The organism is Chitinophaga sp. (assembly GCF_019236475.1).
Taxonomy (GTDB): Bacteria; Bacteroidota; Bacteroidia; order Chitinophagales; family Chitinophagaceae; genus Chitinophaga.
The window spans coordinates 221314-236382 of sequence record NZ_JAFAIX010000009.1 but is presented as its reverse complement, the minus strand read 5'-3'; the positions used below and the strand labels follow the sequence as shown (position 1 = coordinate 236382).

The 15069-nt window shown below is 45.4% G+C and carries 9 protein-coding genes; 6 read left to right on the top strand and 3 right to left on the bottom strand.

Annotated features, from left to right (window positions below):
- Positions 1–5 precede the first annotated feature (5 nt).
- Positions 6–1289 carry a TolC family protein gene (locus tag JO154_RS12225; RefSeq protein WP_291945791.1) on the top strand — a complete coding sequence of 428 codons (1284 nt, stop codon included), beginning with the start codon at positions 6–8 and terminating at the stop codon, positions 1287–1289.
- Positions 1290–1679: 390 nt separating this feature from the next.
- On the opposite strand, the gene JO154_RS12220 is transcribed toward JO154_RS12225, so the two are convergent.
- From JO154_RS12220 to JO154_RS12210, 3 genes are all read right to left on the bottom strand, one after another.
- Entirely contained in the window at positions 1680–2162 is a 483-nt protein-coding gene (locus tag JO154_RS12220; protein WP_291945789.1) for a hypothetical protein, read from the bottom strand.
- Between the two features lie 338 nt (positions 2163–2500).
- A complete protein-coding gene (locus tag JO154_RS12215; protein ID WP_291945787.1) occupies positions 2501–4150 on the bottom strand; it encodes an acyl-CoA dehydrogenase family protein in 1650 nt (549 codons plus the stop codon).
- A 30-nt stretch (positions 4151–4180) separates the two neighbouring features.
- Positions 4181–5197 carry a WYL domain-containing protein gene (locus JO154_RS12210; protein WP_291945784.1) on the bottom strand — a complete coding sequence of 339 codons (1017 nt, stop codon included), beginning with the start codon at positions 5195–5197 and terminating at the stop codon, positions 4181–4183.
- Positions 5198–5715: 518 nt separating this feature from the next.
- Between JO154_RS12210 and JO154_RS12205 the strand changes: the two genes are divergently transcribed.
- From JO154_RS12205 to JO154_RS12185, 5 genes are all read left to right on the top strand, one after another.
- Complete coding sequence (locus JO154_RS12205) at positions 5716–7239, top strand: TROVE domain-containing protein (protein ID WP_291945782.1); 1524 nt, start codon at positions 5716–5718, stop codon at positions 7237–7239.
- 758 nt (positions 7240–7997) lie between these two features.
- The gene (locus tag JO154_RS12200) at positions 7998–8588 is read left to right on the top strand and encodes an RNA polymerase sigma factor (protein ID WP_291945780.1); all 591 of its coding nucleotides are present in this window, start codon (positions 7998–8000) and stop codon (positions 8586–8588) included.
- Positions 8589–8657: 69 nt separating this feature from the next.
- Entirely contained in the window at positions 8658–9821 is a 1164-nt protein-coding gene (locus JO154_RS12195) for a FecR family protein (protein ID WP_291945778.1), read from the top strand.
- 168 nt (positions 9822–9989) lie between these two features.
- Positions 9990–13310 carry a TonB-dependent receptor gene (locus tag JO154_RS12190; RefSeq protein ID WP_291945776.1) on the top strand — a complete coding sequence of 1107 codons (3321 nt, stop codon included), beginning with the start codon at positions 9990–9992 and terminating at the stop codon, positions 13308–13310.
- Between the two features lie 11 nt (positions 13311–13321).
- A complete protein-coding gene (locus JO154_RS12185; RefSeq protein WP_291945774.1) occupies positions 13322–14944 on the top strand; it encodes a RagB/SusD family nutrient uptake outer membrane protein in 1623 nt (540 codons plus the stop codon).
- The last annotated feature ends 125 nt before the right edge of the window (positions 14945–15069 follow it).

Genomic DNA, 15069 nt, shown 5'->3' with positions numbered 1-15069 from the left:
TTGACATGCCAAGAACTATCAACATATTCTTAATTTCCGGCCTGTTGCTTTCGGGTATTTATGCCAATGCGCAGGTGGATACAACGTTTCCGACTATACGTATTCCATTGGAGCAATACCTGCACCAGGTGGGAGAAAAGAACCTGGGCTACGCTGCTGAAAAATATAACGTCAGCATCGCAACTGCAGCTATCGAAAGTGCGAAAGTCTTTCCTGATCCGGAGTTGAGCGGCGGTTTGTATGATAACCAAAACCATAAAATGCAATTGGGACATGGCTGGTCGGCCGGTATCGGTACTACCTTGGAATTAGGTGGTAAACGTAGCGCCAGGATAGGACTCGCTCGTAGCGAGGCGGAAACGACCAAAGCCTTACTAGCAGATTATTACCGTAACCTGCGTGCAGACGCTACCCTGGCGTATTTCAATGCTGTCTTGCAATATAATCTCATGCATGTGCAACTGGACTCTTATCATTCCATGAAGAAGATTGCTGACGCAGACGCGATTCGCTTCAAAGCGGGCGCCATCACGGAGGTAGATGCCAGGCAGTCCAAGCTGGAAGCAGGCAGTATGCTGAATGATTACTATGCAGTAGAAGCATCCTGGAAAACAGCACTCGTAGGGCTGAATAATCAACTAGGGAGTAGTCGCGCTGACACCTTGCCAATGCCAGAAAATTTGCCTTACAAACTGGACCGTGTCTTCCCACTTCCTGACCTGATTTCAAATGCGCAAGTTAATCGCGCAGATGCGGTAGCCGCGATGAATGCAAAGAAATCAGCAGAAAAAAACCTGCAACTGGTAAAAGCAAATCGCAAAATTGATCTGGGTATCAATGCAGGAATAACAGGAAATGGCGAGTCTACTAACGAGATCGCACCTACGCCAGCATACAAAAGTGTAAATGCGGGCATCGCTATTCCTTTGAAATTTTCCAATCATTATAAGGGAGAGCTGAAAGCCGCTCGCTACGGGATTCAGCAGGCTGCCACCCAAGAGGAACAAGTAAAATTACAAATCAGTACAGAAGTTACACAAGCTTATTTCAACTATATCAACACACATAAGCAGGTGAAACAATTCCAGGAAGGCTTACTGACGGAAGCACAACAAATCCTCGATGGGAAAATATACAGTTACAAAAGAGGTGATACGCCCTTATTAGATGTACTCAATGCACAGCGTACTTATAACGATCTGCAACAAAATTATCATCAAGCGCTGTTTGCTTACGCTTCCGCATTAGTGGAACTGGAGCGAAGCGCTGGTATATGGGACATTCAATAATATTTACCTATGAAAACCCCTATCAGCGCCGCTTACTCTAAAGCGGCGCTGATGTTTTATCCAAACAGCCGTAAAAAAGTATTTTTAATTAGGCATGCAACTATTGCTGTACACCATTGTCTTTAGTACGGTAATCTTTTAATAATACTATTTTTCTACACACTAGTAGTTGTATTCACAACAAGATAAGGTGGTTGCACCACATGAATTAGCCAGCCGGGAAGCTGCGCTGCAAAGAGGACAATTACTCAACGCCCCTGCACTGAGGAACCATTGGGTAGCAACAATGGCCAGTCAGCGCAGTGGGCGCTTGGGTATGTGACGAAGCCATGTAATGTGACAGTTATGGGGAAGCGTTGTTGAAAGAGGAACAGTGAAGCAATCTCGAAATTAATCTATCATTTTACTATACATAAAAGAAGAAGAATCCCTATTATACGTGAAAATAAATTTACCGGTAGTAGTCATGCCGATAGATTGTCCTTTTACGCCATCCCTACTTGGTATTTTGGTAGGATCATGTTGAAATGCAACCACCATCGAGTCCATAAAAATATAATCAATGGAGAGATGCGTGAATCCTATTTCTTTCATCGTACGAAAGGCCGTCCGATTATAATCACAATCATTTTCCAGGTTCCACAGATCTTGTGGAAAATGGTTATTCTTCACCCGATAGTTTTTCACCGCTTCAATAAAATTAATGCTAGGCTGAATGGCCTTTTTCCGCTTTTTCTCATTAAAAACAGGCATCAGCGAACTACGTACATGTTCGGTACGATTGGAGGCTGTGGTTCGGGTATGAGCTGGGTAATAGATGCAACCGTAAGACAGGATAGACACGGGTATACAGAGCAATAGGTATTTTCTCATCAACAATTATTTTGGTTTGGATAATGCTTACTAGGCTGTAATAATATTGAAAAATGTGTTAGGGAAAATATAAATAGCCATGCCAGGAACTACACGGTGACTAAATTTTTAGAGGTTACTGTCAATCCTTATCCCTACCAGCAACACAAAAAAAATAAAGGCCGCCAGTCCCGGCACGACTTTATCATCAAAGGATTTCTGATAATGATGAGGGGTATTGCTACATCCAATCAGCAAGTAATATAGCTCTGGTTTCCACCAATAGATTATTTTGATAAGTATTCAACAGTGTATATTTCCAAAATGTTTAAAACCCTGTAAATTTATCAGAATTATGTTTACTCATTCCGTTCGAAAGCCTGATGGATAGCCTGTTCCAGTAGGTCCACAGGCGTTTCAGAAAATGCGCCCCACGTCATGGATCTGTGCGCTGACAAACGTACATCACAGAAGAGCGCAGCTACAGGTGCGGGCGCCACCTGGATGAGTTCAACTCCCTGAATAGCCAATGCTACAGACTCCGCTATTATTCTTGCCTGTTGTTCCGATGGATTGCTGGTAAGTAAGCTGATAGTTTTATGGAGATGCCGGTCCAACTGGCCATGACTTCCCAACCCCTTTTGCAGGTATTGCAAGAGGGCCTCTAGGCTGGCAGGTTCCTTCTGCATAGCGCGGAGGATATCCAATGCTTGGATATTTCCAGAACCTTCCCAGATGGCATTAACGGGAACATCGCGGTATAGGCGAGGCATCACCGATTCCTCCACGTAACCGTTGCCACCTAGGCACTCCATCGCTTCGCCCAGAACGAGCACGGCTCTTTTGGTGTTCCAGAACTTACCAACGGCAGTGGCTATACGAATAAAATGTTGGGCGTCTTCGTTGTGCCTAGCGTCATCAAATCCTTTCGCGATACGCATGGCCAGGGTGGTGGCTGCAATAGATTCCAGTGCCAGATCAGCGAGTACATTCCGCATGAGGGGTTGGTTTGCTAGATTTTTCCCGAATGCCTGCCGATAGTGACAGTGGTGGATGGCTTCCGCCACAGCTCTGTGCATAGTAGCCGCGGAGCCGATGGCGCAATCCAGTCGCGTATGCCTCACCATCTCCATAATACTGGCCACTCCTCTACCCTCCTCACCTATCAGCTCTCCCCAAGCACCGTGGAATTCCACTTCTGAAGAAGCATTGGATTTATTACCCAGCTTATCTTTTAAACGCTGGAAGTACAATTTATTTTTGATCCCATCGCGGGTAAATCTGGGTACGAGGAAACAACTGAGTCCTTTGGGGGCTTGTGCCAGCACTAGGAAAGCATCACTCATAGGTGCGCTGCAAAACCATTTGCGCCCAGTGATTTTATAGATACCGCTTTCTACATGTACGGCGGTGGTAATATTACTCCGTACGTCGCTGCCTCCTTGTGGCTCCGTCATGGCCATTCCGAAGGTAACTCCGTTCTTTTCCATCCAGGGAATAGCACGGAAATCATATTCATTGGACACCACTTTCGGGAGCCAGTCGGCCGCAATGGTGGAATTAATTTGCAGGGAAGGCACTACTGCGAAGGTCATGGTAAGCGGACAGGAAACCCCTTCATCCACTTGTTGCTTCAGATAAGATAGGACGCTGTGTGCCAGGTAACCGCCATATTTATCGGTAGTCCAGGGAATGGAATGTACGCCTGCCTGGATGGATAGCGCCATCAATTCGTGATAGGCGGGATGAAATTCCACTAAATCTAAGCGATTGCCAAAGCGATCGTGGGTATGTAATTGCGGCAGGTGTTTATTGGCGAGGGCGCCTGCCTGCTGCATGGCCGCACTCCCCATCAGTTCCCCGAATTTTACGGCCTCTGGATGCGCCCAATCCGCCCCGTAAGCATGGAGGGTATCCTTCAGCATCCGATTGGTGGTAAAGGCATTAAAATCCACCAGGGCAGGTGATTGATTCAACGCGGTATTGAAGTCAAATTCGGAAGGTAACATAACAGGATGTTTTAGCTTCCTAAATTTAAGCTATTCCGCTGAGTACAGACGCGAAGCCTCTTTGGTTCTCTCGGCCAGTCTCTTCCGCAATCCCTCTGGCTGGATCACCTCCATGCCAGGGCCATAACCTAGAATCTCTCTTTCCAATTCGAAGTTTGGAATCAGCCGCAATTCAATAATCATGTATCTATCTCCTGTTTCGATGATCGTCTGACTGGTATGCAAGGGTTTGGTGGCCACATAGGGAACATGCTCTCCTCTGACCTTGATAAGAATACGTTTGGGACGCATATCATTTACGGTAGCTCCAATGACGTGCTGGTAATAGCTTTCTGGGGTCAGACCAAATTTGCTTTTTTCATAAAGCACTTCTTTATTCTGTTTCACATCGTGTATTCTATCCAATGCCAAAGAAGTGACAGAATTGAAACCCGTTTTACTACCTACTACAAACCAGCGGTTCTTGAATTCTTTCAGCCACCAGCCATTGAAGGAGATCATGGATGGCGCTTTTGCTGTAAAGGACTGGTAGTTGATATCTAGCACATATTCATGCACGATGGCATCATATATAACATTCAAGTGGTTCAACCCTCGCAGGTTTTCATTTTTCTCGAAGTCGATGATCGTATGCTGATTATGTGCCGAAGCATATATGTGGCCTTCCAGCTTCTGTACTACGCCGTTGAGGTGTTCAAAATGGGAAAACCCTTTAAACTGCTTCAGTACCTCTACAGCTTCCGTCATGCGGGAAAGGTCCGCATCGCTGAGCGGGATATTGGTGATACTATAGTTCGGGTCTTCATAAGTATAATATTTCTTCTCTACTATAATAATGGGGGCATTATATCCCAACTTATCACTGCGCATCATTTGGAGATCGCCCTGGATAGTACGGCGACTAATCCCTTTCTCTATCCCCTCATAATCGTATAGGGTCTCGGAAACTTTATCGATCAAATCCTCCAGTGTCCAGCGTCTACGGCGGTTTCTAAGACAGGTGTCTATCGCTTTATATCTGATAAGGGCGTTCCGGTTAACAGGCATTTCAAAAATATTTTCCTGAAAATTAAAGTTTTTTTTGAACTACGCAAAAAGACTGCGCAGGTACGCATGCATCTTTGTAGGGTCAATGACAAATGACTGATTTTCATTCATTGTTGTTAGATCCAAAAATTACTGGCAATTGGTGCCGTAGTGATAAGTTACTTCGTATTAGCAACGACATGATATTTCATATCATACACACTTATTACTGTTTTTGCCCGGTTGTCAAAATACATTGTTGCTGACAAAGTAATCAGTGCCGTAGCACAGGGATACTTCGATCCAAGTCGGTGATGCAGGTTCAAATCCTGCTTCCACAAAGGTGGAATAGTTGAATGGGTAAAACGCCGTAGATATTACCCTGGAGCGTCTTTTTGCCTGGTTACTTTGTCAACTTGTAACAGTGTCGAAATAAATAATTTTTAAAAAATAAAAGTTTTTTTGAACTACGCAAAAAGACTGCGCAGATACCCTCGCATCTTTGTATCGTTCATCTCAAATAATAAAACCCAAAGGATATGAAATTCAATTTTCTTAAACGCGGCACACAGTTAACAACTAACCATGAAGGATATACGGCGTATAAGCTGACTCCGGAAATGGAGCTGTACACCAGCGTGGTAACGGCTTCATTGAGCGATCAGTTCTATGAAAAAGGAGCAGAAAAGCTGAATCGTATCCGTGGGCTAATGGATAAAACTGATCCTGCGTTCATAGCAAAGCTGGCGGTATACGCCCGTGAAAAAATGTACATGCGCAGCATCCCTATGGTACTGGCAGTAGAACTGGCCAAAAAACACAGCGGAGATACCCTTGTTAGCCAGACAGTAGGTAGAGTGGTACAACGTGCAGATGAAATTACCGAGTTGCTGGCATACTACACCATGGCCAATGAACGTAAAGAGACGAAAAAACTGCATAAGCTGAGCAAGCAAGTGCAGAAAGGATTGACCACCGCCTTCAACCGCTTCGACGAATATCAGTTCGCGAAATATGACCGAAAAACAGCCATCACCTTGCGGGATGCCCTGTTCCTCGTACATCCTAAAGCGAAAGATGAAGCACAACAGGAATTGTTCAATAAAATCGCCAAACAGGAATTGGCCACACCATACACTTGGGAAACACAGCTTTCCGCTGCAGGACAAGTAAAGTATGCCACCGAGGAAGAAAAGAAAAAAGCCTTCCGTGGTACCTGGGAAGCATTGATCGATAGTCAGGATCTGGGCTACATGGCCATGATGCGTAACCTGCGCAACATGCTGGAAGCAGAGATCAGCAAGGAACATATAAAAGATGTATGCGACCTGCTGTCTTCCCCGGAGGCGGTGAGAAAATCAAAACAGTTGCCTTTCCGATTCCTGGCGGCTTACCGCGAACTGCGGGAAGTACGTCATGGTATGACCGGGAAAGTAATGGAAGCACTGGAAGCGGCTTTACATGCCAGCATTGCCAACCTGAAAGGGTTCAATGCCAATACCAAGGTGGTCATCGCCTGCGATGTATCTGGTTCTATGCAAAAGTCTGTTTCTGCCAAGAGCAAAATCCTGTCGTACGATATTGGGTTGATGCTGGGAATGATGTTGCAGTCTAAATGCGATAACGTGTTGAGTGGTATGTTCGGTGATACTTGGAAAGTGGTGAACCTGCCAGGAAAGAATATCCTTGCCAACGTAGACGCTTTCTATAAAAGAGAAGGCGAAGTGGGATACAGCACCAACGCACACCTGGTATTGGCAGATCTGGTAAAGCGAAAATATCCAGCAGATAAAATCATGTATTTCACCGATTGCCAGATGTGGAGCACAAAACATAATCAACACATCAATGCCATGAAACAGGCCTGGACAGCATATAAACAACTGTTCCCTGCTGCAAAGCTCTACCTGTTCGACTTGGCGGGATTGGGTCAAGCTCCGCTGAGTATCGAGGAGAATGATGTGCACCTGATTTCCGGATGGAGCGACAAAGTGTTTGAAGTGATGGAGGCAATTGATAAAGGACAAGATGCATTAGAACATATATCCGCCATTCAATTATAATCATTCTGTTTGTTTTCCCTGAAAAACAATTACTTTGATAAAGCGGTAGGTGCCGTAGTAGTGAGATACTTCGACACTCAGTGGTCGCGGGTTCAATTCCCGCCATCAGGCAACTGATGTAGCTCAGTGGTTAGAGCGCTGACCCTAATAAGGCTCGTTGCGTTTTTTGCCCAGCCGCTTTATCAAATTTTTTCACAGGTGCCGTAAATTGCGGGTTACTTCTACCCGGTAGTCGTTAATGGGGTTCAAGTCCCCACCGTTGCCCTGGTAATGCCAGTGGCACTGAGTCGACAGATTTTCACCCGTAATGGTTGATTGCCCTGTGATTCGTTTATCCATTGATGTTATAACCTAAATTCTTTGACAACTAGTGCCGTAATAATGGGATACTTCGCGTACATGTGTCGCGGGTTCGACCCCCGCCATCGGGAAACCGATGTAGCTCAGTTGGTAGAGCAATGATTCCTGTTATGCTTTTTGCCCAGTTGTCAATTTTTTTCTGATGTCTTTAATAACCGGTGCCGTATTAACGGGGTACTTCGTGATTGTATAGGTGGCGGGTTCGAATCCCGCTCCCGGGAAGCCGGGGTAGCTCAGTTGGATAGAGCGATACCAAAAGCCTGTTAAGCCTTTTTGCCCGGTTATTATATTTTAGGGAGACGACTTTCGCTCAATCCAATATCAGCATTTATCAATTCAATATCAGGTTGGTATCGTACTTTTTGATTACTTTGGAATATCAACCAAGATTCCAGTTATTGATCAACACAGTCGATTTCCACGATGAAAAACAACTCTTATTGAGTTTGTCCGCCGGCAGCCAGTCGGCGTTTAAGTCGCTGTACGATAGATACCACCACGCACTTTACCGCAAAACATTCCAAATCCTTCAATCTACTTCCGAAACCGAAGACATCATCCAGGAAGCATTTATCATTCTCTGGGAGAAACGTCAGGAAATAGATACTGCACGTCCATTAGGCCCATGGCTGTTTACCGTCACTTTCAACCGCGCCGTTAACAGTCTGAAGAAAAAACTTCGGGAGAAAAGTAGAACTGCCGCTGCTGCGGAAATACAAGCTGCCCAAGAGGACCTTGTACTGCTGGAAACACGCTGGCAAATACTGGAAGCCGCCATCAGTCAGTTGTCCCCGCAGAAAAAAAGAGTATTCCAACTCTGTAAAATGGAAGGACGCACTTATGAGGAAACCTCACAATTAATGGGTATCTCCCGCTATACCGTCAAAGAATACCTGGGGGAAGTCATGCACAGCATCCGCGACTATGTTAGCAAACATATGGTAGCCGATACCACATTAGCATTCCTCCTGCTGATTAATTTTTTGTAATTTTTTTTCTCCCTCCCCCCCCTTTTTTAATTTCCCGTTGTATACATATATAAACAAGACATTTCTTCGTTGAAAAGTGATTTACAAAAACTACAGGAAATACTTACTTCCGTACATCGTACGGAAGAAGAGGAACTGTGGCTGAAAACCTACCTGGAAAGAACAGATGCCAGCGACATGCAAGCAGTGGCCGCCGCACTGTTCCGGGAACACCTCGCCGACGGCAATCCGCTGCCGGAAGGGACTTCCCGCCGCATGTGGGAACAAATTCAGGCCAATACCCAACCCGTACCGGCTGCTGTAATTCCTTTAAAACGATCCCATAAAAAATACTGGTGGGCTGCAGCCGCAGTAGCTACAGGTATCGGCCTGACTATTCCCATACTCCGTCAACAACCGAAACTGCCACCTGCTGCTGTGGCCACCAAAAATATTACGCCTGCTACCAATAAAGCAGTGCTCACCCTGGCAGATGGTTCTAAAATCACTTTAAACGATACCGCTAGCCAAGAAATCAATACCACTGCTGCGCATATACGCCAACAAAAAGGCCAACTGCAATATAGCACCACCGGCGCGAATGTGACCGCATTCAATAAGTTGGAAACCCCGCGTGGTGGGGTATTCCAAGTTGTCCTGCCAGATGGCAGCCACGTATGGCTCAACGCCGCATCTTCCCTGAAATATCCTATCACCTTCACGGATAAACGAATAGTGGAACTGGAAGGTCAGGCATATTTCGATATCGCACCTAACACGAAGCAACCCTTTATTGTAAAGGTCCATGATATGGAAGTACAAGTATTAGGCACCAGCTTCGATATAATGGCCTATCAGGATGAAGCAAGTATCAATACTACCCTGGTAACCGGTGCTGTAAAAGTTAAACAAGGCAATAACAACCAACTGCTGCATCCCGGACAACAAGCGATCCTGAATAGCAACGGTAAAATGGACCTACAACCAGCCAACCTGGATAAAGTACTGGCCTGGCGCAATGGACGCTTCGAACTGGAAAACACCGATCTACCCGCATTCCTACGTCAACTGGCACGCTGGTACGATATAGAAATCGATATAGCCGCACCTGAACAATCAGTAGCAGCCAAAAAATTCGGCGGACAAATAGGCCGCGATATGAACCTGAACGATGTTATGAAAATACTGGAACTATATAATGTGCACTGTCAACTAAATAATAGAAAACTAACAATTCTATCTGTTGCGAAGTAAAACAATTATTGAAAAAACTATTTATTAAACAACCAAAATTCAAAAACACCAATTGAATGTCAGGATGGCAGACCATCCTTATCCGTACTGTTTAAAAACCGATCGCTATGCGTAAAAAGAATCCAATGTAATAATCAACTATAGTATATCACCAAATTCCACTGATGTATGCATCTACATTTATCCACAGGGGCTTCAGCCAACCTGAAGTCAAGTGTATTGTCGTGCCTAAAAGTGCAATCGATTGCCTTTAAGCACGATGCTGAAAAACGTATAAAAATATTCCGGATTATGCGTATTACTTCACTATTTATGCTGCTGGCATTGATGAATGTCTACGCCACCGGCACTTCCCAGAACATCACCATCACCACCAAGAATGAACAACTGAAATCTGTGCTGAAAAAAATTGCCAAACAAGCAGGCGTTTATGTGGTGTATGAAGAACAAGAAATGAATGCGGTATCCCCTGTGTCCATGCAGGTGAAAGAAGCACCGCTGAAACAGGCACTAGACATCTGTTTCAAAGATCAGCCACTGGTGTACGATATCATCGATAAAACGGTAGTGGTAAAAAAGAAACAAAGCAATGTGGAGTCCTTTCCCTCCGTGGCGCCCCCACAGGAAAAAACTGTCAGAATTTTGGGGCGTGTTCTGGAAGCCAAAGATCCTCCCGGACCTCTAGTAGGTGTAACAGTTGGTGTTAAAGGAACTACCAAAGGCGCTAAAACAGACGTAGACGGGGTTTTCGAACTACATGTAACGAAAGGTAGTGTGCTCGTGATCAGTATGATCGGCTATAAACCACAGGAATATACTGTACGCGACGAACAAGCTGGTTTGATCATCTCCCTGAAGCCAGATCTGAAAAACCTGGATCAGGTAGTAGTAACTGGTTTCAGTGCCCAAAAGGTAAAAAATATAGCCAGCTCCGTTAGTACGGTGAACATGGATAACGTGAAAGATAAACCTGTTGTACAATTATCACAGGCACTGCAAGGTGGCGCCACCGGTATCCAAGTGGCACAGACTACCGGTCTGGTTGGTGGCGACCAAGCAAACATCCGCATCCGTGGTGTAGGTACCCTACAAAGTGCGGCCCCACTGGTACTGGTAGATGGTGTTCCCTTTGATATGAACAACCTCGATCCAAGCACTGTAGAAAGCATCACGGTACTCAAAGATGCTGCCGCTGCTTCTATGTATGGCTCCAGAGCTGGAAACGGTGTAATCCTGATTACTACCAAACGTGGAGTGGCAGGCGTTCCCAATGTCGATTATAATGCCTATTACGGGGTACAACGCCCACAATACATGCCGGATTTCGTAGATGCCGCTACCTGGATGAGGATGAATAATGAGGCGATGATCAACTACGGTGGAAATCCTATTTACAGCGACTCCACTATTTTGATGACGAAACAAGGTACAGACCCAGTGCAGTATCCTAACACCAACTGGCCTGACCTAGTACTGCGTAAAGCAATCCCCATCCAACAACATTCCATCCTCATGTCTGGTGGTAACACCGCAGCCCGATTCTCTCTCGGTGTAAACCAAACCTGGCAAGAAGGACATGTACGCAGTTCCGCTTATAGCCGTACTACTGTACGTGCAAACACTACTGTGGACCTGACAAAGAAATTCTTTGTCTACATGGACCTTTTCGCATCTCGTACCCTGCAGAACCAACCGTATGCCAGCAACAGACTGACTACCGATATCTACAGACGTATGTACACGGTACCACCAAATGTGATTTCCAAATTCCCTAACAAACCAGATAATCCAGGTTATACCTATTATGGTATTTATGGCGAAAGCTGGAACCCAGTAGCCATGCTGGAAAAAGGTGGTAGATTAGGTAAAACACGTGATGAGGCTTTATTAAACATCCGCCCACAGTGGATCATCTTGCCTGGACTCACCCTGAAAGGCCAAGCCAGTTATCGCGTAGCTTCCGGTATCGATAAAGCAGACCAAGAATCTTACATATTCTTCGATTACTATACCAATCGTGTTGCCGGTACCTCTTATCCTACGGTGAAATCAGCTACACTCACTGCCAGGGAAACTTACCTCTACTTCGGTAGCAACCTGGATTATAGTCACGATTTCGGGAAACATACTGTCAATGCGATTGCAGGTGCCACCCAAGAACTACGTACCTATGAATCTTGGAAAGATGTTGCCCTCCGGTCCTATTTCGCAAAAGCTTTCTATACTTATGATAACCGCTACTTGCTGGAAGCCGGTATTCGCCGCGATGGTTCCTCTATCTATGCTCCTGGTAAAAAATGGGGTCTCTTCCCTTCTGTTGCAGCAGGATGGAACATCGACAAGGAAAATTTCTTCAACGTAAAATTTGTTGACGGTTTCAAATTAAGAGGCTCCTGGGGCGTGATGGGTAATAGTAATCTCGATCCATATCTCTATCAATCTGCAATCGATGGCGGTAACGGTACAGAAACCGTTATCGGAAACCCTAACCTCGGCTGGGAGAAAATTAAAGAGCTCAACATCGGTACAGATATCCACCTGAAACAAGGCTTTAGTATCACTGCTGAATGGTATGATAAAGTAACATCGGATATGATTATCATCCCGATTGCGAACTATTCCTCTGGTACAGGTATTGGTTCCGGCAACAATGGCGCTCCTACCAATATTGGTAGCGTAAGAAACCGCGGGGAAGAAATCAAAGTATCCTGGCATAAAGTAGCCGGAAAAGACCTGATCATCGATGCAGGCCTCGGCTATACGAAAAATAACACCACTATCCTCAAACTGGTAACAAATGATCCGATCGTGAGTGGAAATACCATTTTATATGTGGGCGGCTCCCTCAAGGAATACTACGGTTACAATACAAAAGGATTACTGCAACAATCTGATATCGATGATCCTAAAGTGATGAAAATTACCGGCCAACAAGCGGGCGACATCCACTTTATCAATACAAATGGCGATGATATCATTAACAACTCTGATAAAATTCCACTGGGTAAAACAGAGCCTACTGATATCTTCTTCTTCAACCTGGGCTTAAAGTACAAAGGATTTGATTTCCAAACCCTGTTCTCTGGCCAATCTGGTAACGTATTGTTCTACAGCGGAAACCTCGCTATTCCATTGAATATCGGCGGTGAAAGTGGTACCCCTCAGAAATCCCAATTGGACTACTGGACACCAACGAATACCAATGCCACCCGTCCTCGCCTGACGCCAACACCAGGTAACAATGCGAACTTCTCCGACTTCTGGCGCGTGAATGGTGCGTTCCTCCGTGCACGTTATATCGAATTAGGATATACGATGCCGGAGTTCTTGACCAAAAGAATCAAGGCCAAAATGGTACGCGTATACGTCAATGCACAAAATGCGTTCACCTTCTCTGCAGTAAAACTATTCGATCCGGAAAGTGGTGGCGACCAAACTACAGTGCCGTTGCTGAAAGCCTATACTGTCGGTCTTAATGTCAAATTCTAAACTACAGGATCATGAAAAATCTTCATAAAAAAATATGTGTTTCATTATTGGCTTCCAGCCTACTTTTTAGCTGCTCCAAAGATTACCTAGACAGAGATAATCCGCAGGCGACTACGGATGATAAATGGTGGCGACTAGAATCAGACCTGTCGGCATACCTGGAAGTAATCTATGTCAACCAAATGTCGCCGGGCGCACTGATTACCTCCAGTACCTATCAGGCTAACGCCCGTATGCACATGAGTGGTATCACAGACGAATCTGTTTTCCGCGCCAACTTCGGTAGCTGGGCCTCTTATCCACTGGGAGCTGTCACTTCATCGGATGGATATCTCTCTGATACATATCGTCAGAATTATAAAGATATCCGCAATGCCTGTCGTATACTGGAAAACTATTCCCGTATTTATATGGAAGACAAGGTGCTGAAAGAGCAACGCGCTGCGGAAGCCAGAGCATTACGCGCCCGCGCACACCTTAACCTCTTCCTGTTCTATGGCCCTACCCCTATCGTTCAGAAGAGCTATACGCCCACAGAAGGCGCCTCTCTCCCTCGTCCTAAACAAGAGGAAATGGTCACTTTCATTTCTTCTGAATTGGATAAAGCAGCGGAATTACTGCCAGCATCTTACCCTAGCAGTGATGCCTATAGGATTTCTCAGGGCGCTTGTTATGCAATGCAGGTGCAGCTTTACCTAAGCATCAAGAACTATCCGAAGGTGATTGAATATGCGAAGAAGATTATTAATTCCGGCGTGTATGACCTGCATTATGCCACTGCAACAGGCGTAAACAGCTATGCACAACTCTTCAGCTACGACGCCTTGGAAAACAAGGAAAGAATTCTCTTCCGTCGGACAGGGAATTCCGGAGCCTTCTTCCGAATGGCGCCTAAGAGTCTTGCCGGACAAGCTTGTAACGGTCCTACCGCTGCGATGGTGAATACCTACGAAACGCTGCAAGGTAAAACCCTTCAGGAACTCGGACAGGATAGTCTGAACTACTACTGGAAAAATCCACTGTACAAAAACAATCGCGATCCTCGACTGGCAGCCAGTGTACTAGTTCCTGGCCAAACCTTCGTGAACCGTCTGCTCGATCCATTCTCCAGTACTTCCGGAGATGCCATTGGTACTGCACAGTCTACACAAACGGGTTTCTGGGTGAAAAAATATGTAGATCCGAAAGATGTATCCAAAACCAACTCCGGCACACTTAACTTCATGATTATCCGCTATGCGGAAATCCTGCTCAGCTATGTGGAAGCACTAGTAGAATCCGGCGACTGGCAAAATCCTGATGTAGTGTTATATCTGAACAAGATCCGTAACCGTGCAGGGATGCCGAGTGTGAATCTTGCAGTCTACAATTCACAGGATAAAATCCGCGAACTCTACAGAAGAGAACGTAAAGTGGAATTGGCATTTGAAGGTACCCGCCTGTTCGATATCCGCAGATGGAAAATCGGACCGGATGTGCTGAGTGGCCCTGCCATGGGTGCTATCAACCCAGCTACAGGTCAGCCGGTGGTTGTGGAGACACGTGTCTTCAATCCTGACAGAGATTATCTCTGGCCTATTCCGCTGACAGAGATGAACGGCAATACTGCCATGACACAAAATCCTAAATGGTAAATAATCAACTGATTTTTAAACAGTACACTTAGGAGAACCCAAACCGGCCTTTCGACCAGTTTTGTTTGTAACCCTTGTTTGCGATAGCCGCTTCCATAAGAGAAGCGGCTTTTTTTTGTATCTTG

What these genes read in the sequence shown, in the direction of transcription:
- JO154_RS12205 (WP_291945782.1), top strand. Translation starts at nt 5,716, where the DNA reads ATGAAATTCAATTTTCTTAAACGCGGCACACAGTTAACAACTAACCAT.
- JO154_RS12225 (WP_291945791.1), top strand. Translation starts at nt 6, where the DNA reads ATGCCAAGAACTATCAACATATTCTTAATTTCCGGCCTGTTGCTTTCG.
- JO154_RS12220 (WP_291945789.1), bottom strand. Translation starts at nt 2,162, where the DNA reads ATGAGAAAATACCTATTGCTCTGTATACCCGTGTCTATCCTGTCTTAC.
- JO154_RS12185 (WP_291945774.1), top strand. Translation starts at nt 13,322, where the DNA reads ATGAAAAATCTTCATAAAAAAATATGTGTTTCATTATTGGCTTCCAGC.
- JO154_RS12215 (WP_291945787.1), bottom strand. Translation starts at nt 4,150, where the DNA reads ATGTTACCTTCCGAATTTGACTTCAATACCGCGTTGAATCAATCACCT.
- JO154_RS12190 (WP_291945776.1), top strand. Translation starts at nt 9,990, where the DNA reads ATGCATCTACATTTATCCACAGGGGCTTCAGCCAACCTGAAGTCAAGT.
- JO154_RS12210 (WP_291945784.1), bottom strand. Translation starts at nt 5,197, where the DNA reads ATGCCTGTTAACCGGAACGCCCTTATCAGATATAAAGCGATAGACACC.